The organism is Agreia sp. Leaf244 (genome assembly GCF_001422695.1).
Taxonomy (GTDB): domain Bacteria; phylum Actinomycetota; class Actinomycetes; order Actinomycetales; family Microbacteriaceae; genus Agreia.
The window spans coordinates 180,032-206,126 of the sequence record NZ_LMLX01000003.1; the positions used below are offsets into that span (position 1 = coordinate 180,032).

Sequence of the window (26,095 nt, forward strand, 5' to 3'; positions counted from 1 at the left end):
AACTATTTAATGGACGCGGTCCAATTAATGCGACTGATCCCGACGGCACCGTGACGCTGGCCCGGTGGAATCGTGTGCAGCGCGCCAAAAGCAACCAGGGCGAATCCGACTGTGGGCAATGAGGTCGCGGGCAGCCACAACCACACATACGGCTCTTCCCCCATCTCCCCTCGCGAGAGCCCGGGAAGGAGGGAGACCGCCAAGACAATGAATCCGAATGCGGCGACCACAGGAAAGATCGTCGCGTGGCGGAGCCACCAGCGGCGCAGCGACGGCACGAGGCGCAGTGGCAGCCCGACGATGAAGGAGCCCAGACCCGCTGTCAGCACGCTGGCGGCGGCGGCGATGAGGGCGAAGGTGATCCAGATCGTCGCTCCAAGCTGCCCGTCCGTGGCCAACTCGAGAACGAACAGATACAGGAAGAGGGCAGCGACCATGACTCCCGCCTGCAGCAGCAACGGGTGAAGCGCCTCATCATGGTCGGACTCGAAACGCCGCCGACGCTCCGCGCTCAGGTCGAGCATGCGCCACCGGTGCGGAGTGATGTTGATCGCCGAGAACGCAGCGAGCAGAAAACCGGGCACCACGAGTGCGCGCAGCGGCGATCGGATGTCGGTCGGATACCCGGGCGGGCCCGGCGCGATCTCCGAGATCAAGGGGCTGTAGGCGAACACGAACATCACGCAGCCGACGATCACACCGATAATCGGCCAGGCCGGGTTCACCCTGGTCGGCCATCGGCCCCACCTCCACGACCGGATGATCGCCGTGATCGGCACGATCGCAACGATGACCTCGACGATGACGAGGGGCAGCACCACGGCGACGAACGTGCCCGAGTCGAGGTCGCCCATGAAGCTGCCGTCGAGCAGCCGCGAGAGATACGCGAACACCACGGTCACGGCGACGAGAACGCCTGTCTGACGCAGCAGTACCGCGCCCGGCTCGACGGGGTCGACGCGCGTCATGCCGACTGGTTCTCGCCCACTCGCTGGCCGACCACGGCCGAGACGCCGTCCTGCCGCATCGAGACGCCGTAGAGGGCATCGGCGATCTCCATGGTGCGCTTCTGGTGCGTGATCACGATGAGCTGACTCGTCTGACGCAGGTCTTCGAAGATCGTGAGGAGCCGGCCCAGGTTGGCGTCGTCGAGCGCCGCCTCGACCTCGTCCATGATGTAGAACGGGCTCGGCCGGGCCTTGAAGATCGCGATCAGCAGGGCCACTGCGGCGAGCGATCGTTCTCCACCCGACAGCAGCGACAGCCGCTCGATCTTCTTGCCCGCCGGCTTGACCGAGACCTCGATGCCGGTCGTCAGCAGGTTCGAGGGATCCGTGAGGCTGATGCTGCCCGTTCCGCCCGGGAACAGGATCGGGAACACCTCGTGGAACGCGGCCTTCGTGTCGGTGAACGCCTCATCGAAGATCACCTGCATCTTCACGTCGATCTCGTCGATGATCGTCAACAGGTCTGCACGGGTCTTCGTGAGGTCGGTGAGCTGCTCGGTGAGGAACTTGTGCCGCTGCTCGAGCGCGTCGAACTCCTCGAGCGCGAGCGGGTTGACCCGGCCCAGCTCGGCGAGCGTGCGCTCGGCCTTCGCGAGTCGGGCCTGCTGCGCGGCCCGGTCGAACGGGATGCCTGCGGGCTGCCCTTCGACAGGCTCAGGGAACGAATCTTCGACAGGCTGAGGCGATGCAGCATCCGGATCGGGGATGAGCTGGTCGGGCCCGTATTCGGCGACCAGCACGTCTTCGACCAGCCCCAGCTCGCTGCCGACCCGCTCGAGCACGCTCGACAGGTGCAGTTTCTTCTCGTAGATCTGCAGCTCGAGCCCGTGCACGTTCTCGGTGATCGCCTGCAGCCGCTCACGCAGGGCCGCCTCGTCGCGGCGCAGGGCCAGCAGCTCCTGGTTCTGCTCAGCTCTCTCGGCCTCCGCCCGTGCCTGCTCGAGACGAGCCTCGGCCACAGACGCGTCGACCGAGGTGAGCACGGCGGGCAGAGACCGCACGACGTCGGTGGCCGCATCGATCTGGCGGCGCCGAATGACCGCGCGCCTCGCCGCCTCTTCGGCAGCAGCCCTGTCGGCCTCGACCTGCTTCTCGAGCGCGACCCGCCTCGCCTCCTCGGCGCGCACCCGCTCGCGAGCGGTCTCGAGCTGCAGTCGCGCCTCGATCTCGCGCTCCCTGGCCCCCTCGAGCTCGGCGTACAGAGTGTCGCGCTGGCTCACGTCGAGCATCGGGCGAGGTCGGGACTGCGCGGTCTCGAGCTCGTCCTTCGCCGTCGCCGCCGCGCGCTGGGCCTGGGCCACCGTCTCCTCCGACGCCGCCAAGGCGGTGCCGAGACGATCGAACTCTCCGGTCGAGGCGTCGAGCTGGGCCTTCAGCCGCGCCAGCTTCTCTGTCTGAGCCGCGAGCGCCGAATCGAACTCTCGAAGGGCCGCCAGTGCGTTCGCCGACTGCTCCTTCGCGACCTGCACGATGCCCCGCTGCTCGGCGAGGGCGAACTTCGCCCTCTCGATCAGCGAGACCGTCTCGTCGAGGCTCACCGATGCGGTGTCGCGCTCGGCCCTCAACTCGATCCGGCTGCGCTTGGCCCCGGAGCCGCCGCGCAGCACGTACTCGGTGAGAACGTCGCCCGACCGGGTGATGAGAGTGACCCCCGCCTGATGCGCCACCGACGGCCACACCTCGCGGGCCGTGGCGAGATCGTCGACGATCAGCGTTCGGGCGAGCAGGCCCAGCACACCGGCCGGGGCCGCGATCACGTCGACGGCGGCGGTCGCGCCGGCGATATCGGATGCGATGGGAGACTCGTGCGCATCGGCGTCGGCCACGACGATCTCGACCCGGCCGAGCTCGTCGCCATGGGCCAGGTCGATCGCTGTGCGCGCCGCGTCGAGCGATTCGGCGAGAACGGCGTCGGCGAGCGTTCCGAGGGCTGCCGCGATGGCGGCCTCGAAGCCCGGATCGACCGTGACGTTGTCGGCCACGAGGCCGAGCACGCCCGGAACCTTGGCGGCGATCAGGTCGCTGGTGCCGTCTTTCTGATCGAGCGCCAGCGTCAATGCACTCGTGCGGGCCGCGAGCGCGTCGCGTTCACGCTCGTGTCCATGAAGGGTCTCGCGCAGGGTCTCGATCTCGGCCTCGGCCTCGAAGAGTCGGGCCTGGGCGAACTCGTAGGCCTCGTCGAGATCGGTCTCCGAGGTACCCGAGACGGCGGCCTCGGCTTCGAGCAGGGCGAACTCGGCCTGCGCGGACTCGCGACGCGCTGTCGCGGCCTCGAGGGCATTCGTCTGGCGCAGCACCTCGCCGCGCACGGCGGCGAGTCGGGAGTTCGCGGTGTCGACCTGCCCCTGGAGCTTCGAGATCTCGAGGTCGTGCTTGGAGACGAGGGCGCTCTGCGCGGCGATCTCCTCGTCGACGGAGTCGAGCGCCGAGCGCGCCGACACGGAACCGGCCTGCGCCGCCACCAGAGCAAGTTCGGCCGCGGCGACCTCGCCGCGGAGCCGAGCGATCTCGTCGACCGCGTCGGCGACCATCTGCGGTGTGACCGTGGGCCCAGCGGCCGCACCCTCGGCATCCGAACCCAGCAGCGCGAGCCGCTGGTTGGCCAGGGTGTACAGGCCGCGCAGGCGCTCCTGCACCGATTCGAGGCGGAAGCTGGTGCGCCGGGCGATGTCGACGGCGTCACCCACCTGGGCACCCTCGATGCGGGCGACACGCAGCTGATTCTGCTCCAGGCGCTCCTGCAGCACGATGCGCTCGGTGCGGCGCTCGTTCTCGGAGCGCCCGTGGTCGGCGAGGGCGGTGCGCAGGGTCACGACCTCGTCGGCGAGCAGCCGCGCCCGGGCATCCCGCACGATCATGGCGATCGACTGGGCCTCTTTCGCGATCTCCGCCTGGCGACCCAGGGGCTTGAGCTGGCGCCTGATCTCGCCCGCGAGGTCGCTGAGCCTCGTGAGGTTGGCCTGCATGGCCTCGAGCTTGCGCTGCGTCTTCTCCTTGCGGCGTCGGTGCTTGAGGATTCCGGCCGCCTCCTCGATGAAGCCGCGTCGCCCCTCGGGGGTGGCGTGCAGCACGGCATCGAGCTGGCCCTGGCCCACGATCACGTGCATCTCGCGGCCCAGCCCGGAGTCGCTCAGGAGTTCTTGCACGTCGAGCAGGCGGCAGCCCTCGCCGTTGATCGCGTATTCGCTTCCCCCGTTGCGGAACAGGGTGCGGCTGATCGTGACCTCGGAGTAGTCGATCGGCAGGGCGCCGTCGCTGTTGTCGATCGTGAGGATGACCTCGGCCCGGCCCAGCGGGCCCTTCGTCGCCGTGCCGGCGAAGATCACGTCCTCCATCTTGCCGCCGCGCAGGGTCTTCGCACCCTGCTCGCCCATGACCCACGCGAGGGCGTCGACCACGTTGCTCTTACCCGATCCGTTCGGACCGACGACGCAGGTCACGCCCGTCTCGAAGGCGAAGGTGGTGGGGTGCGCGAACGACTTGAAGCCCTTGAGGGTCAGGCTCTTGAGATACACCCGGGACCCTCCGCTTCGTTCTGGCTGCCGCTGGTTGCTCTACGGTACCGAACCCGCGCCGTTACGCGGGCGAGGCTCGTCAACAATGCTCGAACACGTAGTCGGGCTCGCCCTTCGCGACGAGGTCGCGATCGCGCAGGATGGTCGTTGCCGGCCGGTCGTCGGAGGCGCAGACCTCGTCGAACGGCACGGGCAGGTCGTCGGTGTACTCGATGTCGATGACCGCGGTGCCGTAGACGTCTGCATACACGCCGCACTCCTCGTACCGGAAGCACTCCTCGGTGACGACGAAGTCGAAATTCGCGGCGCTACGTCCGCGATCTGCGAGTTCGGCGGAGTTCTTCTGACCGATCGCCATGGCACGCCCGTGGGCGCGGTCGGCGAAGAGCTTTGCGAGTGCGAGGTTGTCGTCGATGCTCAACCGGCCCTCGCTGCGCGAGTAGGTGTCGAGGTTGTCTATCTCGACCGCATCGAACCCCCTGTCGGCGCACGCCTCGATGGACGCCCCGATCATGCGCGAGATGCGCTGCCTCTTCTCGGGCGTCGACGTGTCGAGGATGAACTCGTCGGGCCAGTTCGGGTCGATGATCGCCGCACCGCCGTCGTCTCTCAGCACGAGGTCGGGATTGTCGACGACCCAGCGCTCGTCGTCGCCGGGCTGCGACTGGAATCCGTTGACGTAACAGATGGAGTAGACGCCCTCGGCCGGCTCGGACGTGCTGTCGCGAGTGACGATCTTCACGTCGGCGTCGACGTCGTAACTGCCTCCGAGCTGGTAGTCGGCCGGTTCGCCGAAGGGCGGCAGGGTGACGGTATCTTCTGTCACCGTCCAAGAGTCGCTCGACGTCGGCGACGTCGGCTCGTCTTCCAGGGCATCCGCTGTGCAGGCCGCGAGCAGCCCGACGATCGCGACGGTCGCTGCGCCTGCGGCCAACGCCGTCGAGATCCTTGCCTGCATATCGCTCATGCTAGGCGGCGTACGCTTGAAGCGTCTGCTCGCTCCCGGTCGCACCGGGGCATCGATCCGATAGGACTCCCGCCGGAATGGCTCATCCCCCGCTCGTCTCGCCCGGCCCCGCGCTGACGCCGGCCGAGCTCAGCCGCTACGCCCGACAGCTCACGCTCCCGCAGATCGGCATGGAGGGCCAGCGCCGGCTCAAGGCGTCGCGCGTGCTCGTGCTCGGCGCGGGCGGGCTCGGATCGCCCATCCTCACCTCCCTCGTGGCGGCGGGCGTCGGAACCGTCGGCGTCGTCGACTCCGACACGGTCGAGCCCTCCAACCTGCAACGCCAGACCCTCTTCGGCACGGCCGACGTCGGGCGGCGCAAGGCCGAGGCAGCGGCGTCGGCCCTCTCCGAGCTGAACCCTCTGGTCGACGTCCTTCCTCTGGTCGTTCGCGTGACGAGCGCGAACGTGCTCGCCCTGGTCGCCGACTACGACGTGATCGTCGACGGCACAGACAACTTCGAGACCCGCTACCTGGCCCACGACGCGGCCAAGCTGCTCGGCAAGCCCTATGTGTGGGGGTCGGTGCTGCGATTCGACGGCCAGGCGACGGTCTTCTGGGCCGAGCCGCCGGCCTCCCTCGGCACGGGCGTCACGGTGCGCGACCTGTTTGCCGAGGAGCCCCCGGCCGTCGAGGGCGAGACCTGCGCCACCGCCGGAGTGCTCGGCTCGATCTGCGCCTCGATCGGGTCGGTCATGGCGACCGAGACCATCAAACTGCTGCTCGGCTTCGGCGAACTGCTGCTGGGCCGGCTGCTCGTGCACGACGGCCTGGATGCCACGTGGCGCGAGATCCGCTTCGGCCCGGCCGCTCGCGGCGCGGCTCCGCGCGAGCGGGCGGCGGCCCCGACGTTTGCTTCGGAGCTCTCGCCGCAGACCACCCCGACACCCCCGGAATCCCCCGCGACCGACCAACCGAAAGGCACCCCCGTGACCCAGCCCGACGCATCCACCGCACTGCCCGAACCGACCGCCGAGCGCATGACGCCGGCCCAGCTGAAGGCCCTGCTCGACGCCCGCGAGCGTGGCGAGCAGAGCTTCGTGCTGGTCGACGTGCGCGAGCCGTGGGAACGCGACATCGTGCACATCGAGGGCTCGGAGCTGATCCCGATGAGCCAGCTGCTCAGCGACGAGGCGCGCGAGAAGATGCCGCAGGACGACCGCGTGATCCTCTACTGCCACCACGACGGGCGCTCGGGACAGGCCCGGGACTACATGGCGCAGAACGGCTGGTCGAACATCTCCGACCTCGGCGGCGGGGTCGACGCGTGGGTCACCGAGGTGGAGCCGGACAAGGCGCGGTACTGAGCGGAGTTCGACACTCACGTCGGAACGCCGAGTGGGGAGTTGTCCCCATCGACCTTCTGCGCTGGTGTGCGTAGAGTCTCAGGAATCCGAGGAGACGGGACAGGGTCGGAATGGCTGGATTCGTTGGCGCTGACGTCGCCGAGCTTCGACACCTCGCACGCACCCTGGCACAGGGTGGCGAGCAGCTCGCCGACATTCGCGCGTCGCTGTCGGTGACCGTCGGACAGTCGGCCTGGGTCGGCCCCGATGGCGCAGACTTCACGGCCCTCTGGCACAGCAAGCTCGGGCCGGGCCTCCAGAGCGCGAGCGTGCTTCTTGCCGCAGCGAACGAGACCGTGCAACGCAACGCCGACGAGCAGGATGCGACGAGCGGAAGCGGATCGGATTCGGGCTCGCCCCACAGCGCGACGCCGGCGTCGTTCAGCCCGGGATCGAAGACCTCGGCATCGGATGACACCCCGTCGACGACAGCCGATGGCCAGTACACCGTGGGGCCGCCCTCACGGCCCGACATCGAGTGGGACGAGGACTTCGAGTACGACTCCGACAGTCCGGGGCCGGGAGACTACGCGTCCGCCGCGAAGTGGAAGGCCATGCTGGCAGGAGCCGGCGTTCTGAAACCCGACCTCGACGATGCGATGGACGCGTACGGGCACTACTGGGACAACAACGGCGACCCGCTCGATTTCGACTACGAGGAAGCGGTTCGGGAGGACTCCTCGATCGCCAGCAACGTCGACGGCGAGATCACCAGGGCTCAGGCGGCGGCCGAAGAGCTGATCGCAGCGGGGCACGACACGTTCGAGTTCACCGGTGAGCCGACGGCGTCGTCGGCGTACCCCGAGACGGAGAACTGGGCGAAGACGATCGGCGGTTACCAGCAGTGGAGCAGCGCGGACGTCTCCGTCGCGGGTGACCAGGTGACGATGACGGTGACGGTGCACGCCGAGGATCACTACAACTTCAACTCCGGGCAGAACGACATCGCGTCTGGCGAACCCGATGACGAGAACGGCAGGTTCACGGAACTCGGATGGGCGAAGCCGTTCGACAGTTCCGGGTCTGTGACCCGCACAGTCACCTGGACCATCGGAGACCCCGCCTCGGCTCAGGTCTCGGAACCGGAGGAGCCCAGTGAACGCTGACGCCGCACAGACCCCCTCGAGAAGGCCCGCCACAGCCGCGATCCGCATCGCGGCAACCCTGGTGGCCGCTGCAGGCCTCATGCTCGGCGGGTGCGCGATCATTCCCCATGACTCCACCTCACGAAATCCGGAGAGCCCGATGACGACAGACACCCCCATGCAGCGCGGCGGCACCGGCGAACTGCGAACCGACCTCGCACCGCTCACCTCCCGCTTCGGCCTGCTGGAGAGCGCCGAGTCTGCCACCTGGCTGTCCGGGCGCATGGGCGACGACTCGGTACCCGGGCCATCCACCTACTGGATAGACGCGATCGTCACTCTTCCTGAAGCCGACTACCAGGCCCTCCTCGATGACTACACGGCCGTCGACACCACGACCGCACCCGTTGTGGAGTCACCCCTGGACGAGCAGCTGCCAGACGGCCAGTACCTCGCCTCGCCCGAACTCGACGCCGCGTTCTCGCAAGATGCGTTCCGCAGCACCGTGCACCTGTCTACTGACGGCCAAACCCTCATCCTCCGCAGCGTCTTTCAATAGGGTCTCTCATGGACGACAAGGCGGTTCTGCACGGGTACCTCCAGCGGGCCAGAGACGGCCTGCTGCTGAAGGTCGAGGGGCTCAGCGACTACGACGCTCGTCGGCCGCTGACTCCGACGGCCACGAACCTGCTCGGCCTCGTCAAGCACGTGGCGAGCGTGCAACTGGGCTACTTCGGTGAGACGTTCGGCAGGCCCGCAGATCGCGTTGTGCCCTGGCTTGCCGACGACGCCGATCCGGATGCCGACATGTGGGTTCCGGCCGCCGAGTCGCGCGCCGAGATCGTCGAGTTCCACCACTACTCCGCGGCGCACAGCGACGCCACCATCGAGGCGCTGAGGCTCGACGCCGTCGGCGAGGTTCCCTGGTGGCAGCCGGATCGCCGCCAGGTCACGCTGCATCAGATCCTCGTGCACATGATCGCGGAGACCGCCCGGCACGCCGGACACGCGGACATCCTGCGGGAGACCCTCGACGGCGAGGTGGGCCTGCGCTCAGGCGACCAGAACATCCCGGGCCGCTCCCCCGACGAGTGGGCCGCGTACCGGGCCCGAGTCGACGCAGAGGCCCGCCGAGCCTAGCCTCCGGCGAACGGGGGCAGCACGTCGAGGCGGTCGCCGTCGCGGAGAACGATGTCGCGGTCGGTCGTGGTGACCTCGTTGAGGATGAACGAGCAGCGGGCGAACACCGCTCGCGGGTCGTCACCGAGCTCGTCGAGCAGGGCGCCGATCGTCTGCGCCTCGCCGATCTCCCTGGTCTCCTCGGCCACGCCCGTGGCGGCTTTGGCCGCGGCGAAGTACCTCACCTGCACCTGCACGTCAGCCGCCGATCGCGCTCATGGAACGAGCCGGCTGCTCGAACCCGTCCGCGTTGATGCCGTGGCCGGACGGCTTCGCCCACATCGCCGCGCGCCAGAGATCGGCGATGGCAGAATCGGTCGCCCCGCCGCGAAGAGAACCGAGCAGATCGGTCTCGCCCTCGGAGAAGAGGCAGCTGCGGACGCCGCCCTCGGCGGTGACTCGCGTGCGGCGGCAGTCGTCGCAGAAGTTCTCGGTGACGCTGGCGATGATGCCGACCATGCCGAGGAGCGCGCCGGTCGGATCGGACTTCTCGCGCACCTGGTACAGCTCTGCCGGGGCGCCGTCACGGGGAGCCTCGTCGGGCGTGAGCACGTAGCGCACCTCGAGCTTCTCGCGGATCTGCGCGGCCGTGATCATGCCGTCGCGCGTCCACGAGTGGTCGGCGTCGAGGGGCATCTGCTCGATGAAGCGCAGCTGATGTCCGCCCGCGAGCGCCCACTCGAGCAGCTCGACGCCCTGGTCGTCGTTGATGCCCGGCATAAGCACCGCGTTGATCTTGGTGCGCTCCAGCCCCACGGTGCGCAGCTCGTCGATGCCCTCGAGCACGCGGTTGAGGAACGGACGCCGCGTGATCGTGGCGAACGTCTCGGCGCAGATGGAGTCGAGCGACACGTTGACGCGATCGAGGCCCGCAGCGGCGAGCGCCGCGGCACGACTCTTGAGCCCGATCGCGTTGGTCGTCAGCGAGATCTCGGGTCGCGGCTCGAGAGCCGCGCAGTCCTCGATGATCTCGACGAGGTCTTTGCGCAGCAGCGGCTCGCCGCCGGTGAAGCGGATCTGCCGCACGCCGAGGTATTCCACCGCGATGCGCGCCAGCCGCGCGATCTCCTCGCGGGTCAGCAGCTTGGGGCCGGCGAGGAACGGCAGGCCCTCGGCCGGCATGCAGTAAGTGCAGCGCAGATTGCACTTGTCGGTCAGCGAGATGCGCAGATCGGTGGCCGTGCGGCCGAAGCGGTCGAGCAGGCCCGGCACGGCAGGGCGATCGGATGCCTGGGGCTGGCCCAGGCGGATCGGTATCGTCGGCATGCCGAGCGTGATGCTCATTTCTTCAGCCTACGTCGTTCGCAGCGATGCGAACCGTACGGCGGCCCCCGAGGTTCGTCGGAGATGCGAGGTTCGCCGAAAATGCGACGTTCGTCGAAGACGAGACGCTCAGATCGCGCCGAGCCCGAACGTGAGAAGTCGCGTGAATTCGGTCTGAGGGCTGAGGAGCACCTCGCGGGTCGGACCCTCCTCGACGATGCGCCCCTCGTCGAGAACGATCACCCGGTCGGCGAGCGCCAATGCGTCAAGGGGGTCGTGGGTCACGATCACGACCGCGCGCTCGGCGAGAACCTCGGCCAGCAGGCGGCGCATCGCAGGGGCGACACCCGCGTCCAGGGCGCCGAACGGTTCGTCGAGCAGCAGCAGCCGCGGCTCCGTCGCGAGCGCCCTGGCCACCGCGACGCGTTGGGCCTGGCCACCCGAGAGCCGGCGCGGGCGCTGGTCGGCCAGCCCCGTGGCATCCACCCGGCGAAGCCATCGCTCGGCGATGCGTCGGGCCTCGGCCCGGTCTGCGCCCGCGCTGCGGGGGCCGAAGGCGACGTTGTCGCGCACGCTGAGGTGAGGGAAGAGAAGAGCCTCCTGCGCGAGGAGCGCGACGCCGCGGGCATGAGGCGCCACCCAGCTGTCGCGTTCGTCGCCTCCCGTCGACACGAGCGTCGTGCCATCGAGGCGCACGTGGCCGGCGTCGGGTCGCACGAGGCCCGACAGCACATCGAGGAGGGTCGACTTGCCGGCGCCGTTCGGTCCGAGGACGGCCAGGGTCTCGCCCTCGCCGAGCGTGAATCGAACGTCGAGCCGGCCGGGCTCGACGACCGCGCGAACGTCGAGGCTCATCGGATCTCCCTCCGTCCGTACGTGGCGACCATCACGATCACGGCCACCACCACCAGCACGAGGGCGAGGGCCACTGCAGCCTCGGGATCGGTCTCGCGTTGCAGGTAGATCTCGAGCGGAAGGGTGCGGGTGACCCCCTCGAGACTGCCCGCGAACGTGAGCGTCGCCCCGAATTCGCCGAGCGCACGGGCGAACGCGAGCACCGCCCCGGTGACCAGGCCGGGGAGGACGAGCGGCAGGGTCACCCGGCGGAAGACGGTGCTCGGCGACGCGCCCAGGGTGGATGCGACGGCCTCGTACCGCGATCCGGCCGTGCGCAAGGCGGCCTCGAGGCTGAGCACGAGGAACGGCAGGGCGACGAAGGTCTGCGCGAGCACGACTGCGACGGTGGAGAACGCGATGGTGACTCCGAGCACCTCGAGAGGCGCGCCGAGCAGACCGCGTCGACCGAAGGCGGCCAGCAGCGCGATGCCTCCGACCACGGGGGGCAGAACGAGGGGCAGCAGGATCAGGGCCCGCAGGATGCGCTTGCCGGGAAAGCTCGTGCGCGCCAGCACCAGGGCGAGGGGCACGCCGAGGATGACGCAGAGCGCAGTGCTCGCGACGGAGGTGCGCAGGCTGAGGGCGAGGGCCGCGAGCGACGACTCGCTCGTGATGAGGGTGCCGAAGTGTGCCCAGTCGACGCGCGTCGTCAGGCTGACGATCGGCACGACGATGAGCAGGGCGCCGACGACGGCGACAGCCGCCACCCAGGCGGGGATGCCGCCGAGGGTCGCGCGCCGGGATGCGCGCTGCCGGGATTCGCGCTGCCGGGATGCGCGTTGCCGGGATGCGCGCTGCCGGGATTCCGGCCGTCGGACGGTGTCAGGCACTAGGGCTTCGCGAAGCCCGCTGCAGCGAGGATCTTCTGGCCGTCTGCGCCGGTGACGAGCGCCGAGAATTCGGATGCGAGGTCGGGCAGTGTCGACGCGGCGACGACACCGATGGGGTACGTGTTCACTGCGCCGGTGGACTCGGGGAAGGTGACGCCCTCGACCGTGTCGCCCGCGGCCTCGACGTCTGTCACGTAGACGAGCCCGGCGTCCGCCTCGCCCGACGAGACCTTGCCGAGCACGTCGGTCACGGCGGACTCCTCGCTCACGGGGGTGAGCGTGATGCCGGTGGCCTCTTCGATCTTCACCGTGGCGGAGCCGCAGGGAACCTGCGCGGCGCAGATGACGACCTTCGCATCGGGCTTGGCCAGGTCCTGGAACGACGTGATGCCTTGGGGGTTGCCCGGTGGAACCGCGATCTCGAGGGTGTTGCTTGCGAAGAGTTCTGGCGTGCCGTCGATGAGGTCCGAGTCGGTGAGCTTCTCCATGTTCTTCTCGTCGGCGAACGCCACGACGTCGGCCGGCGCGCCCTCGGTGACCTGCGACACCAGGTCGGCGGAGCCCGCGAAGTTCAGTGAGACGGTTACTCCGGGGTGCGACTCTTCGAACTCGGTGGCCAGCTCGGTGAACGTGTCTTTCAGCGAGGCTGCGGCGAAGACGGTGAGGGTCTGTTCGACGACGGGAGTTGCGCTGGATCCGTTCCCTGTGCCTGCCGTCCCGTTCCCTGAGCCTGTCGAAGGGGACGCGCACCCGGCCAGCAGCGTCGCGGCCCCGGCGAGAGCGAGCGCGGCGAGAAAGGGTCGTCTGATCATGAGACGCTCCGAGATGCTTCGACGATGACGTTGGTCGACTTGATCACGGCCACGGCGACGGATCCGGGCTTGAGATCGAGATCGCGCACCGCCTCCGTGCTCATGAGCGAGACGACACGATGGGGCCCGCATTGCAGCTCGACCTGACTCATCACGACGTCGCTGGTGACCCGAGTGACGAGGCCGACGAAGCGATTACGGGCCGAGCTGTTCATGTCAGAAGGATCGGCGGGGTTGGCCGCGTGCTCCTGCGCCAGGCGCGCCAGGTCGACACCGTCGACCACCTTGCGCCCTGCCTCGTCGACGGATGCGTCGAGCGCGCCGTTGTCGATCCAGCGCCGAACGGTGTCGTCACTGACTCCGAGAAAGAGCGCGGCGTCTTTTATCCGTATCTGCGTCACAAATGAGAGCTTAGCTCCTCATTTGCGGTGATTCTCGACCGTTATGCCGTAGCCGCGATGATCAGCTGCGCCACCAGCACCAGAAGGACCGCTGCCCCGACCAGGACCGCAGCGAGCGAGACCCGGTTCCTGACTCGGCGCAGGCCGACGATACCGAGCACGAGCGCGACCACAGCCGCGACCACATTCAGAACGGATGCGATCACCGAGAACCCGAGGTACCACGCCGCGTCCTCGCTCGCGTCACCCAGCGCCACGAGCGTGGCGACGACAAGGGCCACCGCCACGACGAGCCCGATCGAGGCGAGCACCGTGAACACGATGGTCACGACGCGCAACGGAGCGGGCAGGGGGCGAGCGGTCACGGGCACTGTGGGCGACATTCGATACTCCTCGTTGGCTGCGTACCGGTGAGCGAGTCGCGTGGACCGGGCGACGCTGTGCTGTCGACCATAGGCGCTGCGCAGCGGTCCGGTCACCCCCGCGTTCGGGGCCTTTCTCGAACTTTTCGGTCAGCCATCCGCGCTCGTGGAAGAACCGATGAGCAAGAATGAGACCATGGCCTCGCTCTCGCTCGATCAGCACCGCGCCGCGGTAGAGGCGCTGCTCGCGCCCCTCTCGCAGGGGCGCGCCACAGAGTCGATCTCGATCTCGGCCGCACGCATCGCCGGGGCCCCCGACGCCTACCGCCATCGCGTGCTGGCCGAAGACATCGCCTCCCCCACCGACCTGCCGCCCTTCGACAACTCGCAGATGGACGGCTACGCCGTGCGCGCGGCCGAGTTGGCGGGTGCGACACCGGATGCGACGGTGCGGCTGCGCGTCGACCCCCAGATCAACGCGGGAGACACCATCTCGGAGTTGGAGCCGGGCACCGCGGCCCCGATCATGACGGGCGCGCCCCTGCCGACCGGCGCCGACGCCGTCGTTCCCATCGAGCGCGCGATTCCCGACCACTTCCGCCCGACGCTCGATGCCGACGGGAGCGCCGCATCGACGGTCGACTTCGCCGCCGTCCCCGACTCCGACGAGTTCGTGCGACGCCGCGGAAGCGACGTCGCCCGGGGCGAGTTGCTGCTGACGGCGGGTTCCGTTCTCGGGCCGGCGCAGCTCGGCGTGATCGCGGCCACCGGGCTCACGAAGATCGACGTGCTCCGGCGCATCCGGGTGCTGCTCGTCGCCACCGGTCACGAGATCCGCGAGCCCGGAACCCCGCTTCAGCCCGGCCAGATCTACGACTCGAACAGCGCCGTGTTGAGCCAGGCGCTCATCGAGTGCGGCTGCACCGTGGTCGCCTGGCCGTGCCGCTCCGACGACGCGGCAGACCTGCTGCGAATCATCGAGAAGGGCGCCCCCACGGCCGACCTCGTGATCACCGTCGGGGGCGTCAGCGCCGGCGCCCGAGAGGTCGTGCGCGACGCCCTGGGCCCGCTCGGCGTCGAGTTCTCGCACGTCGCCATGCAACCCGGCGGACCGCAGGGCCTGGGTCTCGTCGAGGCGGCCGGCCATGCAGACGGCATCCCCGTGGTCACGTTCCCCGGCAACCCGGTGAGCGCCCTCGTGTCGTTCGAGATCTTCGTGCGCCCCCTCCTGCGCCGCCTCGCCGGCTTCGCCCGAACCGAACGCGAGACCCTGCGGCTGCCGTTGGCCGAGGCCGTCGAGTCGCCCGCCGGCAAGCATCAGGTGCGCCGCGCATCCATCGACCCCGACGGGCGCGTGCGACTCGTGGGCGGCCCGAGCTCGCACCTCCTTCATTCCTACGCGGCCTCGACCGCGCTTGTTCACCTGCCGGTCGGACTCGGCCATGCCGATGTCGGCGACCCGGTCGACGTCTGGAGAATCGATGACTGACGAACCCGCCCTCACCCACGTGCGCGCCGACGGCGCTGTGCTGATGGTCGACGTGACAGACAAGGCCGAGACGTCGAGGCGCGCGAGCGCCGTCGCCACGGTCATCACCCGCCCCGATGTGCTCGAGCTCCTGCTCGCGGGCGAGCTGCCGAAGGGCGAGGCGCTTGCGGTGTCGCGGGTCGCGGGGATCATGGCGGCCAAGCAGACGTCGTCGCTCATCCCGCTGTGCCATCCGCTGCCCCTGTCGGGCGCCACGATCGACTTCGCACCAGGCGACGACCGGGTCGTGATCACGGCCACCGTGAAGACGCGCGGCGTGACGGGGGTCGAGATGGAGGCGCTCACCGCGGCCTCCGTGGCCGCCCTGACCCTGTACGACATGATCAAGGCGGTCGACAAGCACGTGGTGATCACCGATATCCACGTCACGGCGAAGTCCGGCGGCAAGTCGGGCGACTGGGTCGCGGAATGACGGTCGACGCCGGCGGGTCCGGCAGCGATCGCAAGCGCACCGCCTGTGTCATCGTGGCATCGACACGAGCCGCGACGGGCGTCTACGACGACCGCACCGGCCCGGTGATCGCCGAGTGGCTGCGCAGTCGCGGGTGGGCAGAGCCTACGGTGCAGGTGGTTCCGGATGGCGACGAGGTCGCGGCCTCGCTCCATGATGCCGTCGCGTCAGGTGTCGATCTCGTCGTGACGACGGGCGGAACGGGCGTGAACCCGAGCGACCGCACGCCCGAGGCCACACTCCCGCTGCTCGATCGCGAGCTGCCGGGGGTCATGGAGGCGATCCGCCTGCGAGGTGCCGCGTCGACGCCCCTCGCAGCCTTGTCGAGAGGGCACGCGGGCATCGCCGGGGGGACGACGTTCGTCGTCAACCTGCCGGGGTCGACCGGCGGGGTGAAAGACGGACTGGCCGTTCTGGATGACCTGCTCGACCATGTGATCGATCAGCTGCACGGAGGAGATCATGAGCGCTGAGTCTTTGGGGGCTGCTGCGTCTGCGTCTGTGGGGGCTGCTTCGTCTGTGGCTGCTGCAGCTGCGGCTGCCGACTTCGGCGAGTCCGCGCCGGCGGTCGTCGCGTTCGCCCGCGTCACCGATGAGGTCGTGTCGGTCGACGAGTGCGTGGCCGCGGTCGAGAACGATCACGCGGGTGCCGTCGTGACGTTCGCCGGCGTGGTGCGCGACCACGACGAGGGCAAGGGCGTCACCTGGCTGCGGTACTCCGCGCATCCGACTGCCGACGCCGTTCTGCGCGAGGTCGTCGCCGAGGTCGCCCTCGCGCATCCGGGAACGACGATCGCCGCGGCCCATCGGGTGGGTGACCTCGCGATCACCGACGTCGCTCTCGCGTGCGCCGTCGCCTCGGCGCACCGGGGCACGGCTTTCGCCGCATGTGCCGAGTTGGTCGACGAGATCAAGGCGCGCGTCCCGATCTGGAAGGAACAGGGGTTCACCGACGGCACGACGGAGTGGGTGGCCGCGCTCGGCTGACTCAGGGTTGTCGACGTGGCACGCGCCAATCACGGGCGGTCAGGCCACCTTGTTCATGTCGGCGCCTCGTCGTGAAGAAGATTGCCCGAACCATTTCCACAGGGTTCGAGCCGTGACGACAATGAGTAACGCGAACAGGCTTTGACTGATGACGCCGAAGTACGAGAGTCCGCCGACGACAGCGAAGACGGTCCAGTTCACGGCGATGTCGGCGATGATCACGGCGCTTCCGAGCACGACGCCGGAGCGTCGTCGACAGATGATCAGCACAGCGGTGGCCGGATCCAGGATCGTGAGCGCCACCCAGAACAGCCGGACGCCGAGAGGGAAGCCGCTGTAGGCGTTCACTCCGCCGATGATCAGGTCCGCCGTGTGAGTGGTCGTTCCAACGAGGAACCCGATCACCCACATGGCCTGGAACACTCTGAACGCTCGTGCTGATGCGGGGAGAGCAATCATCCGCTCATGGTATCGAGCCGCCAAGGTGCGATCACAGGGTCGGCCAACCAAACGAGCTACGTCACGCAATCCGACTCATCGAACACTTGTTCTATTTATAGTCGGGTGGTAATCTATCTCTATGGAAGCCGTATTCGATAACTTGCGAGCCATTGAGGCTCAGCTTTCGACCATGTGCGCTTCCGTGAATCTCTCGGGCGCGTCCGGCGACGAGCTGAAGACTCTCATGCGTCTCACCTCGCAGGTGAAGAATGCAACCGATCGGGTTCTTGCGTTGGGAGCAGCGGAGATCCATCAGCGTTCACGTCGCGAACTCGGGCCCGCAGGCATGGCGAAGGCCGAGGGGCACGTCAATCCGCAGAACATGATCGCTCTCCTCACCGGATGCTCGAGGTCAGAGGCGAAGAAGCTCGATGGGCTCGGCAGATCGATCATGCAGGCGGTTCCCCTTTCACGACCGAACGAGGCTTCCGACGCGTCTGATAACTCGCCGGTCGCGCCGCCGTGGCATGCCGCAATCAGTGCTCGAATGATCGCCGGCGAGATAACGCCTGATCGATTCGAAGCGCTCCACTCGGGCCTGGGAGAGCCGACCGCAGAGCTGGCGGCCGCAGAGCTGGCGGCCGCAGGGCTGGCGGCCGCTGCGGAACAGGTTCTGTCGTTTCTTCATCCCGAAGATCTGCCCGAAACCGTCTACCGAGATTCCCGTGCGGCCCGTGCCCTTCTCGACCGCGCAGGAGTGGCCGAGAGGGAGAACGAGCAGTACACACGGCAACAGGCGAAGGTCTGGCGCGACCGCGAGGGCATGGTGCACCTCAGCGCCGTCTTCGCCCCAGAAGACGGAACGTTCCTCAAGAGCGCCCTCGACGTCCTCCTCGGGCCACGGATCGGTGGTCCGCGTCTCGCCGACAAGAAAGCCATGGCCCAGTCGCAACTGGTGCAAGACGACCCGCGCACAACCGAGCAGCTCACCGCCGGCGTGCTTGTCGCGCTCGTCAGGGCCGGAGCAGCCGTCGAGCACAGCGCTGTTCTCGCGAAGAAGCGCCCCGCAGTTCAGATCGTCGTCACCGCCTCCGAATTGACCAGGCCCGATGGCGATGGCGTCGCGTTCATCGAGGGCACCGGCATTGCCGTCACCATGAACACGGTCGATCGGCTGGTCTGCGAGACGGGCTACCAGCCCGTCGTCATCTCCGTCGACGGCTCGCCCCTCGATCTCGGTCGCGAACATCGACTCTTTCAGCCTGCGCAACGCATCGCGCTGAACGCGGTCCAGGGCGGATGCGTGTGGCCCGGCTGCGAGAAGCCGCCATTGTTCTGCGAGATCCACCACATCGAGCACTGGCTTACGGGAGGCAGAACCGACATCCGCGACGGCGTTCTGCTCTGCAAACACCACCATCTGCTTCTGCACTCGAACGGGTGGAGGATCCACCGAGACGCGTCCTCCGCCGAAGAAAGATACGAGAACAGGTACTGGCTCACTCCTCCTCGATCAATCGATCCTCGACAACGGCCTCGGCTGTTGCGCTTCTCCGGCGCAGCGCGGCACAACCCCTCTCTCATCGCGGGCACAGGCCCTGCTCTCATCGCGGGCACAGCCCCTGCCACGAAACGCAGGCGGGCATGAGCTCCGGCGCGGTTTACACGCTCGACACATGTGTGAGGTGTACTGGAGGACAGCACCACAGCAACCCTTCGGTACGAGGAGACGTACATGGACCTCAACACCGTGACCCGGGTCATTCCCGCTCGAACACGCGCCGACCTCAGCAGCCTCGGCGGCGGCGCCGTCCCGCTCGCCGGGGGAAGCGTGCTGTTCGCCGAGCCCAACCCGAGCATTCACACCCTCGTCGACCTGCAGACGTTCGGGTGGCAACCGTTCGTGGTCACAGACGAGGGGCTCGAGGTCGCTGCGACCGCCACACTGACCCAGCTCTCCACGCTGCCCGACGACCACGGGTGGCAGGCGCATCCGTTGTTCCGCCAGTGCTGCACGGCCCTGTTCGGCTCGTTCAAGGTCTGGAACGTCGCTACCATCGGCGGCAATATCTGCACGGCCCTGCCGGCCGGTCCCATGACCTCGCTGTTCAGCGCGCTCGACGCGCAGGCGCTCATCTGGAAGGCCGACGGCAGCGACCAGCGCGTTCCGGTGAGCGAACTCGTCACAGGCAACACCACGACCGCGCTCGAGCCCGGCGACGTGCTGCGATCGCTGCACGTTCCCGCCCGATCGCTCGCCTCCGTCACGGCGTATCGCAAGATCGCACTCTCGGCGCTCGGCCGCAGCGGCGCGGTCGTCATCGGTCGCCTCGACCCCGTCGACGGCGGTTTCGTGCTCACGGTCTCGGCGGCCACCGTGCGTCCGGAGCAGCTGCGCTTCGCCGAACTGCCCACGGCATCCGAACTGCACGCTGCGATCGAGAGCATAGACAGCTGGTTCACGGATGCGCACGGCGCGGCCGACTGGCGACTCGCGGTCAGCGGTGTGCTGGCCGAGCAGATCCGGCTCGAACTCTCAGAGGGAGCCAAGCGATGACGTTCAGCATCAACGGAGAAGTGTTCGACGCCGAACCCCGCGCCGGCCAGAGTCTGCGCACCTTCATTCGCGACCAGCAGCACTTCGAGGTCAAGAAGGGCTGCGACACCGGTGACTGCGGCGCCTGCTCGGTGCTCGTCGACGGCACGCCCGTTCACTCCTGCGTCTATCCGGCGTTCCGGGTCGAGGGCAAAGACGTGACCACGGCCGCCGGACTCGGCCTGCCCGGCGAGCTCTCGCCCGTGCAGCAGAAGTTCGTCGACCATGCCGCGTTCCAGTGCGGGTTCTGCACCGCCGGCATGGTCGTCACCGCGTCGACCTTCGACGACAACGACATGGCCGACCTGCCCCGCCTGCTCAAGGGCAACCTCTGCCGCTGCACCGGCTACCGCGCCATCGACGAGGCCATCGACCACGTGCACACCGACTCGTGCGGCGTCGAACTCGAGCCGGACGCGCGCGCGGCGGGCACTCTGCTTCCCGAGTCGCGCACGACTCCCGTGATCAAGACCCGGCCGCGGGCAACCGGAGCCGACACGCCGTTGATCGAGGCGCCATCCATCGACGCGCTGGCGACCGACGCGCCCATCGGAACGTCGGTCGGCGCGCCCGCCGGCGAACGGGTGGTCAGCGGTCAGGAGCCCTTCACCCTCGACGTCGCGATCCCCGGGCTGCTGCACCTCGTCGTTCTGAAGTCGCCGCATGCGCACGCGCGCATCACGGCGATCGACACGACGCGCGCATCCGCCCTGCCCGGAGTGCACGCCGTGCTGACGCACGAGCACTCCCCCCAGACCCTGTTCTCGACCGCACGTCATGAGTCCCGGCTCGACGACCCCGACGACACGCTCATCCTCGATCACGTCGTGCGCTACCGAGGCCAGCGCATCGCCGCCGTCGTGGCCGAATCCGTCGGCATCGCCGAAGCCGCGGCGCGTCTCATCGAGGTCGACTACGAGATACTGCCGGCCGTCTTCGACCCGCACCTGTCGACGCTCGACGGGGCGCCGAGCATCCACGGCGACAAGAACGGAACGACGTCGCGCATCGTCGACCCCCAGCACAATCTGGTGGCCGAACTGCACGGCGAATACGGAGACGTGTCGCAGGGACTCGCGGACGCCACACACACCGTGAGCGGCACCTGGCAGACCCAGCGCGTGGCGCACACGCACCTCGAGACCCACGCCACGATCGGATGGGTCGACGAGGCCGACAGGCTGGTGCTGCGCACGAGCTCGCAGGTGCCGTTCCTTGTGCAGACCGAGATCTGCAGGCTCTTCGACCGCGACCCGTCGACCGTCCGCGTCTTCACGGCGCGTGTCGGGGGCGGCTTCGGCGGCAAGCAGGAGATCCTCACGGAAGACATCGTGAGCCTCGCCGTTCTCGCGACGAGGCGCCCCGTGCAGTACGAGTTCACCCGCGAAGACGAGTTCACCCTCTCGCCCACCCGGCATCCGATGGAGGTGCAGGTCACGCTCGGCGCCGACGCTGCCGGCCTGCTCACCGCGATGAAAGTCGAGCTGCTCTCCGACACCGGCGCCTACGGAAACCATGGCCCGGGCACCATGTACCACTCGTGCTCCGAGTCGATCAGCCTGTACAACGCCCCGAACAAGCGGGTGGATGCTCGGTGCGTCTACACGAACAACGTTCCGTCGGGCGCCTTCCGCGGCTATGGGCTGGGGCAGGTGATCTTCGCGATCGAGTCCGCGCTCGACGAGCTCGCCCGGGTGACGGGCATCGACCCGTTCGAGCTGCGCAGGCTCAACTCCGTCACAGCCACCGACCCCCTGATCGTCACGCACGTCGAAGGCGACGACCTGATCCTGGGCGGCTACGGGCTCGACCAGTGCCTCGACCTGGCCGAGCAGGCGCTCGCCCGAGGCAACTCCGCGGTTGCACCGACCGGTGCCGAATGGCGGGTTGGTCAGGGAATGGCCTCGTCGATGATCGCCACGATGCCGCCGCGCGGTCACTTCTCCGAGGTCACCGTCACCGCGGATGCCGACGGTGGCTTCACGATCGGCGTCGGCACGGCGGAGTTCGGAAACGGCACGACCACGGTGCACACCCAGCTCGCCGCCACGGCACTGTCGACGACGCCCTCGCGCATCCGGGTGAAGCAGAGCGACACCGACGCCGCCCGTTACGACACCGGCGCGTTCGGGTCTGCGGGAACGGTCGTCGCGGGCAAGGCGGTGCTCGCCGCCGCTCAGGCTCTCGCACGGCAGCTGCAGCAGCTCGCGGCCGACCGCACCGAGACCGCACCCGACGACTGGACCCTCGACGACGGCGCGCTCTCGTCAGGCGATCTCCGGCTCTCGATCTCCGAGCTCGTCGCACCCGACGGACTCACTGCCACGGCCAACGAAGACGGGGCGCGACGCTCGATCGCGTTCAACGTGCACGCGTTCCGCGTCGCCGTGAACACGCTCACCGGCGAGGTGCTGATCCTGCAGTCGATCCAGACTGCCGATGCCGGATTCGTGCTGAACCCAGCCCAGCTGCGAGGCCAGATCGAGGGCGGCGTGGCGCAGGCCATCGGGTCCGCGCTCTACGAGGAGATCATCAACGACGGCGAGGGAACAGTGCTCACGACGGTGCTGCGCAACTACCACATCCCCCAGCTCTCCGACCTGCCTGTCACCGAGGTCTACTTCGCCGACACCCGCGACCCGCTCGGCCCGTTCGGCGCCAAGTCGATGAGCGAGGCGCCCTACAACCCCGTGGCTCCGGCCCTCGCGAACGCCGTCACCGATGCCATCGGTCGCCGACCCACGGAGCTGCCCATGTCGCGCGACCGCATCTGGCGCCTGCTACAGAACTAGCGGCTGTGCACTAGGGGTGCCTGCACTCAGCGGTGCCTGCGCTCAGCGGCGCGGGTCGACGTGCAGCTTCGGGCCGTCGCCGGCTCCGTTCGGGCGGTGTCCGGCCAGCACCGCGCCCACCTCGCCGAGTCCGACCGTGGCCGCCACGAGCGGGCTCGGGTCGACGGCACCGGATGCGTACAGCTCGATCGTTCCCGCCAGCCCGGGCGATGCGCTCAGGATGCCGACGGCCGTCACATCTTTCAACGCGAGCGTTCGCGTGTCGATGAGACTGGGTACTCCAGCCAGTCCGATGTACACCACCCGCTTCGCCGGCTCGACGAGCTCCAACGCCCGAGCGGGGAGTGTCGGCGCATTCGAGGCGTCGATCACGGCATCGAACGGCAGATCGGGCAGGGTCCCATCGGTCCAGACGCCCGTGAAGCCGAGCGAACGCGCACCGTCGAGTGAGCGGGGCTCGCGACCGAGCAGATGAACCTCGGCACCCTGGGCACGGGCGATCAGGGCGACGAGAAGTCCGATGGTTCCCGGCCCCAGAACGAGCAGGCGGTCTCCGGGCGACAGGGCCGCGGCGCGCACCGCTCGCAGCGCGTTGCCCCCGGGCTCCACGAGCGCCCCGAGCGTCGCGTCGACCGAATCCGGCAGCCGATGAAGAGACGAGACAGGCACCACGAGCTGCTCCGCGAGCGCACCGGCGAAGCCTCCGCGGATACCCACTTCGAAGCGGTTCGCGCACACGTGCTGGTCGCCGCGATCGCACCGCCGGCAGGCGCCGCAGCCGAGCATCGTGTCTCCCGTGACGCGTCGACCGAGCCAGACATCGGCATCCACCCCGGCCCCCACCGACGCGACCGTGCCCGCCCACTCGTGGCCCAGGCGTAACGGAAAGGCGGCGTGGCCGGAGTGCAGATACTCCATCTCGCCGGTGAAGAATTCGACGTCGGTGCCGCAGACTCCGACGCGCTCCACGTCGATCACGGCCTGGCCGGCCGCGGCTACGGGCGCGTCGACCTCGACCACAGCCGACTCGCCGGGGGCCGTGACGACGAACGCCCTCACGGCGTGGCGCCCGCGTCGACGTTGACTGTAGTGTGCATCGTGTAGGCCAGTGTAGGCAGGCACAGACTCGAGCGGAAGCAATCGAATGTCAGAGCGACGAAGCTCCGAATGGTACGAGGGAACCGACCGCAACTCCTATATCCATAGGGCGTGGATGCGGAGGGGACTGCCCGAGAACGCGTTCGACGGCCGACCGCACATCGCGATCGCCAACAGCGCGTCCGACCTCACCCCGTGCAACTCCCACCTCGACGAGGTGGCCGAGAGCGTCAAGCAGGGCATCTACGAGGCCGGTGGCATTCCGCTCAACCTGCCCGTGGTCTCCCTCGGCGAAACCCAGGTGCGACCCACCGCGATGCTGTGGCGCAACATGGCCGCCATGGCCACAGAGGAGATGCTCCGCGCCAACCCGATCGACGGCGTGGTGCTGCTCGGTGGCTGCGACAAGACGATCCCCTCGCTACTGATGGCTGCTGCATCGGTCGATATCCCGGCCCTCGTGGTGCCCGGCGGGCCCATGCTCACCGGCACCTTCCAAGGCGTGGCGCTGGGCTGCGGAACCGACGTCTGGCGACTCAGCGAGGAGGTGCGCGCGGGAACGCTCTCAGAGAAGGAGTTCCTGAAGTCCGAGTCGTCGATGATCCGCAGTCGGGGGCACTGCAACACGATGGGCACCGCCTCGACGATGGCGCTCGTCGCGGAGGCCCTGGGCACGGTGCTTCCCGGCGTCGCCGGCACCCCCGCCGCAGACAGCCGACTGCTGGAGAACTCGCACGCGAGCGGCAGGCTCATCGTGGAGTTGATCGAGGCCGACCGACGCCCGAGCACGTTTCTCACGCGTGCCTCGTTCCACAACGCGATCGTGGCTCTTGCGGCAATCGGCGGGTCGACCAACGCGGTGGTGCACCTGCTCGCGATCGCCGGGCGACTGGGGATCGACCTCACCCTCGACGACTTCGACCGCATCGGCGCCGATGTTCCGCTGCTCGTGAATCTGCAGCCCGCCGGTCGATTCCTGATGGACGACTTCTTCCGCGCCGGAGGCTTCCAGGCTGTGCTGCGCGAGGTGCGCGACCTGCTCGATCCGACAGCGCTCACGGTCACGGGCCTCCCCCTGGTCGACCACCTCGACGAGGCGCGTATCTGGGACCCCGAGGTGATCACGCCCCGCGACACCCCGCTGATTCCGGATGCCGGCATCGCCGTCCTCCGCGGCAATCTCGCGCCCGGTGGCGCCATCATCAAACCGGCCGCCGCATCCCCGCACCTGCTGGTGCACCGCGGTCGGGCGGTGGTCTTCGACACCATCGAGGACATGCACGCGCGCATCGACGACCCCCTCCTCGAGGTCGACGCCGACAGCGTGCTCGTTCTGCGCGGCTGCGGGCCGAGGGGCTACCCGGGAATGCCCGAGGTGGCCAACATGCCCCTTCCCAAGAAACTGCTCGAGCAGGGCGTGCGCGACATGGTGCGAATCTGCGACGGCCGCATGAGCGGCACGGCCTACGGAACCGTGGTGCTGCACGTGACGCCGGAGGCCGCGGCCGGCGGCCCCCTCGGCATCGTGGAGACCGGCGACTGGATCGTTCTCGACGTGCCCGCCAGGCGGCTGACCCTCGACGTGACCCAGGAGCAGCTCGACGCGCGCCGGCCCAACGCCGCCACCGTCGCCGGGTTCGCGAACCCGCAGCGTGGCTGGGAGCGGCTCTACGTCGAGCACGTCACCCAGGCCGACACGGGTGCCGACCTCGACTTCCTGCAGGGCTCATCCGGATCGAAGGTGTCTCGTGAATCGCACTGACCAGGCCGCACAGCCCCGCCGCCGTGCTTTCGTGACCGGTGGAGCGAGCGGACTCGGCGCGGCATCCGCCCATCGCCTCGCCGACGACGGCATCGAGGTGATCACGGCAGACCTCGCCCCGGGCGCGGATGTCGTGCTCGACGTGTCCGACCCGGCTGCGGTCGCGCGCGTGGTCGGCGACGTCGGGCCCATCGACATCCTCGTGAACTGTGCGGGAATCGTGGGACCGAACAAGCCGCTCTGGGAGGTCTCCGACGACGAATGGAACGCCGTCTTCGCGGTGAATGTGACCGGCACGTTCAACGCCTGTCGAGCATTTGTGCCCGGGATGAGCGAGCGCGGCTGGGGTCGCATCGTGAACTTCGCGAGCATGGCGGGCAAGGACGGCAACCCGAACCTGGGCGTGTATTCCGCGTCGAAGGCCGCGGTCATCGGCCTCACGAAGTCGCTCGGCAAGGAGCTGGCGACCTCGGGCGTGCTGGTCAACGCCGTGGCTCCCGCCGTGTTCGAGACGCCGATGAATCAGCACAACACTCCCGAGGTGCTCGAGTACATGACGAACCTCATCCCCATGAAGCGCCTCGGCAGGCCGTCGGAGCTCGCCGAACTCGTGGCGTGGCTCGTCTCCGACAAGGTCAGCTTCTCCACCGGCGCCGTCTACGACATCAGCGGAGGCCGCGCCACGTACTGACCCCGGACCGGGTCGACCCCGACCG

General features: G+C 68.6%; 24 protein-coding genes and 1 pseudogene. 13 read left to right on the top strand and 12 right to left on the bottom strand.

The window, feature by feature from the left end:
- Positions 1–2: 2 nt before the first annotated feature.
- The 3 genes from ASF06_RS10855 to ASF06_RS10865 all read right to left on the bottom strand — a co-directional run bounded on the left by ASF06_RS10855 (position 3) and on the right by ASF06_RS10865 (position 5,480).
- The gene (locus tag ASF06_RS10855; RefSeq protein ID WP_055946819.1) at positions 3–968 is read right to left on the bottom strand and encodes a hypothetical protein; all 966 of its coding nucleotides are present in this window, start codon (positions 966–968) and stop codon (positions 3–5) included.
- The gene (gene smc, locus ASF06_RS10860) at positions 965–4,522 is read right to left on the bottom strand and encodes a chromosome segregation protein SMC (RefSeq protein WP_055946822.1); all 3,558 of its coding nucleotides are present in this window, start codon (positions 4,520–4,522) and stop codon (positions 965–967) included. Before smc ends, ASF06_RS10855 begins: the two co-directional genes overlap by 4 nt.
- Positions 4,523–4,601: 79 nt before the next feature.
- Positions 4,602–5,480: an endo alpha-1,4 polygalactosaminidase gene (locus ASF06_RS10865; protein ID WP_055946825.1), complete on the bottom strand. Its 879-nt coding sequence runs from the start codon at positions 5,478–5,480 to the stop codon at positions 4,602–4,604.
- Between the two features lie 86 nt (positions 5,481–5,566).
- Here ASF06_RS10865 and ASF06_RS10870 point away from each other — a divergent pair, with 86 nt between their 5' ends.
- From ASF06_RS10870 to ASF06_RS10885, 4 genes are all read left to right on the top strand, one after another.
- Positions 5,567–6,835 (top strand): ThiF family adenylyltransferase, encoded by a 1,269-nt coding sequence (locus tag ASF06_RS10870; protein ID WP_055946828.1) that lies wholly within the window; start codon positions 5,567–5,569, stop codon positions 6,833–6,835.
- A gap of 110 nt (positions 6,836–6,945) precedes the next feature.
- Positions 6,946–7,980 (top strand): hypothetical protein, encoded by a 1,035-nt coding sequence (locus ASF06_RS10875; protein WP_055946831.1) that lies wholly within the window; start codon positions 6,946–6,948, stop codon positions 7,978–7,980.
- Positions 7,970–8,518, top strand: coding sequence for a hypothetical protein (locus ASF06_RS10880; protein WP_157439163.1), 549 nt, complete (start codon positions 7,970–7,972; stop codon positions 8,516–8,518). Before ASF06_RS10875 ends, ASF06_RS10880 begins: the two co-directional genes overlap by 11 nt.
- Before the next feature lie 8 nt (positions 8,519–8,526).
- The gene (locus ASF06_RS10885; protein ID WP_055946837.1) at positions 8,527–9,099 is read left to right on the top strand and encodes a DinB family protein; all 573 of its coding nucleotides are present in this window, start codon (positions 8,527–8,529) and stop codon (positions 9,097–9,099) included.
- Here ASF06_RS10885 and ASF06_RS10890 read toward each other — a convergent pair.
- The 7 genes and pseudogenes from ASF06_RS10890 to ASF06_RS10920 all read right to left on the bottom strand — a co-directional run bounded on the left by ASF06_RS10890 (position 9,096) and on the right by ASF06_RS10920 (position 13,724).
- Positions 9,096–9,335, bottom strand: a complete 240-nt coding sequence (locus ASF06_RS10890) for a MoaD/ThiS family protein (RefSeq protein WP_055931458.1) — start codon at positions 9,333–9,335, stop codon at positions 9,096–9,098. The genes ASF06_RS10885 and ASF06_RS10890 overlap by 4 nt on opposite strands.
- Position 9,336: 1 nt before the next feature.
- Complete coding sequence (gene moaA, locus ASF06_RS10895) at positions 9,337–10,422, bottom strand: GTP 3',8-cyclase MoaA (protein WP_157439164.1); 1,086 nt, start codon at positions 10,420–10,422, stop codon at positions 9,337–9,339.
- A 144-nt stretch (positions 10,423–10,566) separates the two neighbouring features.
- Positions 10,567–11,256: pseudogene (locus tag ASF06_RS10900) on the bottom strand (sulfate/molybdate ABC transporter ATP-binding protein); the annotation flags it as partial.
- Positions 11,253–12,017 (bottom strand): ABC transporter permease, encoded by a 765-nt coding sequence (locus ASF06_RS10905; protein WP_055947239.1) that lies wholly within the window; start codon positions 12,015–12,017, stop codon positions 11,253–11,255. The gene ASF06_RS10905 and the pseudogene ASF06_RS10900, both read right to left, overlap by 4 nt.
- A 110-nt stretch (positions 12,018–12,127) precedes the next feature.
- Entirely contained in the window at positions 12,128–12,940 is an 813-nt protein-coding gene (gene modA / locus ASF06_RS10910) for a molybdate ABC transporter substrate-binding protein (protein WP_055946843.1), read from the bottom strand.
- Entirely contained in the window at positions 12,937–13,341 is a 405-nt protein-coding gene (locus tag ASF06_RS10915) for a TOBE domain-containing protein (protein WP_055946845.1), read from the bottom strand. Before ASF06_RS10915 ends, modA begins: the two co-directional genes overlap by 4 nt.
- 41 nt (positions 13,342–13,382) lie before the next feature.
- Positions 13,383–13,724 carry a hypothetical protein gene (locus ASF06_RS10920; RefSeq protein WP_055946846.1) on the bottom strand — a complete coding sequence of 114 codons (342 nt, stop codon included), beginning with the start codon at positions 13,722–13,724 and terminating at the stop codon, positions 13,383–13,385.
- A 157-nt stretch (positions 13,725–13,881) separates the two neighbouring features.
- Between ASF06_RS10920 and ASF06_RS10925 the strand changes: the two genes are divergently transcribed.
- The 4 genes from ASF06_RS10925 to ASF06_RS19855 are packed head-to-tail and all read left to right on the top strand — an operon-like array spanning position 13,882 to position 16,690.
- Positions 13,882–15,192, top strand: a complete 1,311-nt coding sequence (locus ASF06_RS10925; protein ID WP_055946848.1) for a molybdopterin molybdotransferase MoeA — start codon at positions 13,882–13,884, stop codon at positions 15,190–15,192.
- Complete coding sequence (gene moaC / locus ASF06_RS10930) at positions 15,185–15,664, top strand: cyclic pyranopterin monophosphate synthase MoaC (protein ID WP_055946850.1); 480 nt, start codon at positions 15,185–15,187, stop codon at positions 15,662–15,664. Before ASF06_RS10925 ends, moaC begins: the two co-directional genes overlap by 8 nt.
- Complete coding sequence (locus tag ASF06_RS19850) at positions 15,661–16,176, top strand: MogA/MoaB family molybdenum cofactor biosynthesis protein (RefSeq protein ID WP_055946851.1); 516 nt, start codon at positions 15,661–15,663, stop codon at positions 16,174–16,176. The genes moaC and ASF06_RS19850 overlap by 4 nt, the downstream gene beginning before the upstream one ends.
- Positions 16,166–16,690: a molybdenum cofactor biosynthesis protein MoaE gene (locus tag ASF06_RS19855; protein WP_157439165.1), complete on the top strand. Its 525-nt coding sequence runs from the start codon at positions 16,166–16,168 to the stop codon at positions 16,688–16,690. The genes ASF06_RS19850 and ASF06_RS19855 overlap by 11 nt, the downstream gene beginning before the upstream one ends.
- Positions 16,691–16,729: 39 nt before the next feature.
- Here ASF06_RS19855 and ASF06_RS10945 read toward each other — a convergent pair whose 3' ends face one another.
- Positions 16,730–17,149 (bottom strand): hypothetical protein, encoded by a 420-nt coding sequence (locus tag ASF06_RS10945; RefSeq protein ID WP_157439166.1) that lies wholly within the window; start codon positions 17,147–17,149, stop codon positions 16,730–16,732.
- A gap of 172 nt (positions 17,150–17,321) precedes the next feature.
- Between ASF06_RS10945 and ASF06_RS10950 the strand changes: the two genes are divergently transcribed.
- The 3 genes from ASF06_RS10950 (at position 17,322) to ASF06_RS10960 (ending at position 22,519) form a co-directional block, all read left to right on the top strand.
- On the top strand, positions 17,322–18,779 hold the full coding sequence (locus ASF06_RS10950; protein WP_162237700.1) for a DUF222 domain-containing protein: 1,458 nt from the start codon (positions 17,322–17,324) through the stop codon (positions 18,777–18,779).
- A gap of 87 nt (positions 18,780–18,866) precedes the next feature.
- Positions 18,867–19,688: an FAD binding domain-containing protein gene (locus tag ASF06_RS10955; RefSeq protein WP_055946858.1), complete on the top strand. Its 822-nt coding sequence runs from the start codon at positions 18,867–18,869 to the stop codon at positions 19,686–19,688.
- Positions 19,685–22,519: a molybdopterin-dependent oxidoreductase gene (locus tag ASF06_RS10960; protein ID WP_055946860.1), complete on the top strand. Its 2,835-nt coding sequence runs from the start codon at positions 19,685–19,687 to the stop codon at positions 22,517–22,519. The genes ASF06_RS10955 and ASF06_RS10960 overlap by 4 nt, the downstream gene beginning before the upstream one ends.
- Positions 22,520–22,561: 42 nt before the next feature.
- On the opposite strand, the gene ASF06_RS10965 is transcribed toward ASF06_RS10960, so the two are convergent.
- Positions 22,562–23,578, bottom strand: coding sequence for a zinc-dependent alcohol dehydrogenase (locus tag ASF06_RS10965; RefSeq protein ID WP_055946862.1), 1,017 nt, complete (start codon positions 23,576–23,578; stop codon positions 22,562–22,564).
- An 85-nt stretch (positions 23,579–23,663) separates the two neighbouring features.
- Here ASF06_RS10965 and ASF06_RS10970 point away from each other — a divergent pair, with 85 nt between their 5' ends.
- Positions 23,664–25,379, top strand: coding sequence for an IlvD/Edd family dehydratase (locus tag ASF06_RS10970; RefSeq protein ID WP_055931409.1), 1,716 nt, complete (start codon positions 23,664–23,666; stop codon positions 25,377–25,379).
- Positions 25,366–26,070, top strand: a complete 705-nt coding sequence (locus ASF06_RS10975) for an SDR family NAD(P)-dependent oxidoreductase (protein ID WP_082500877.1) — start codon at positions 25,366–25,368, stop codon at positions 26,068–26,070. Before ASF06_RS10970 ends, ASF06_RS10975 begins: the two co-directional genes overlap by 14 nt.
- The last annotated feature ends 25 nt before the right edge of the window (positions 26,071–26,095 follow it).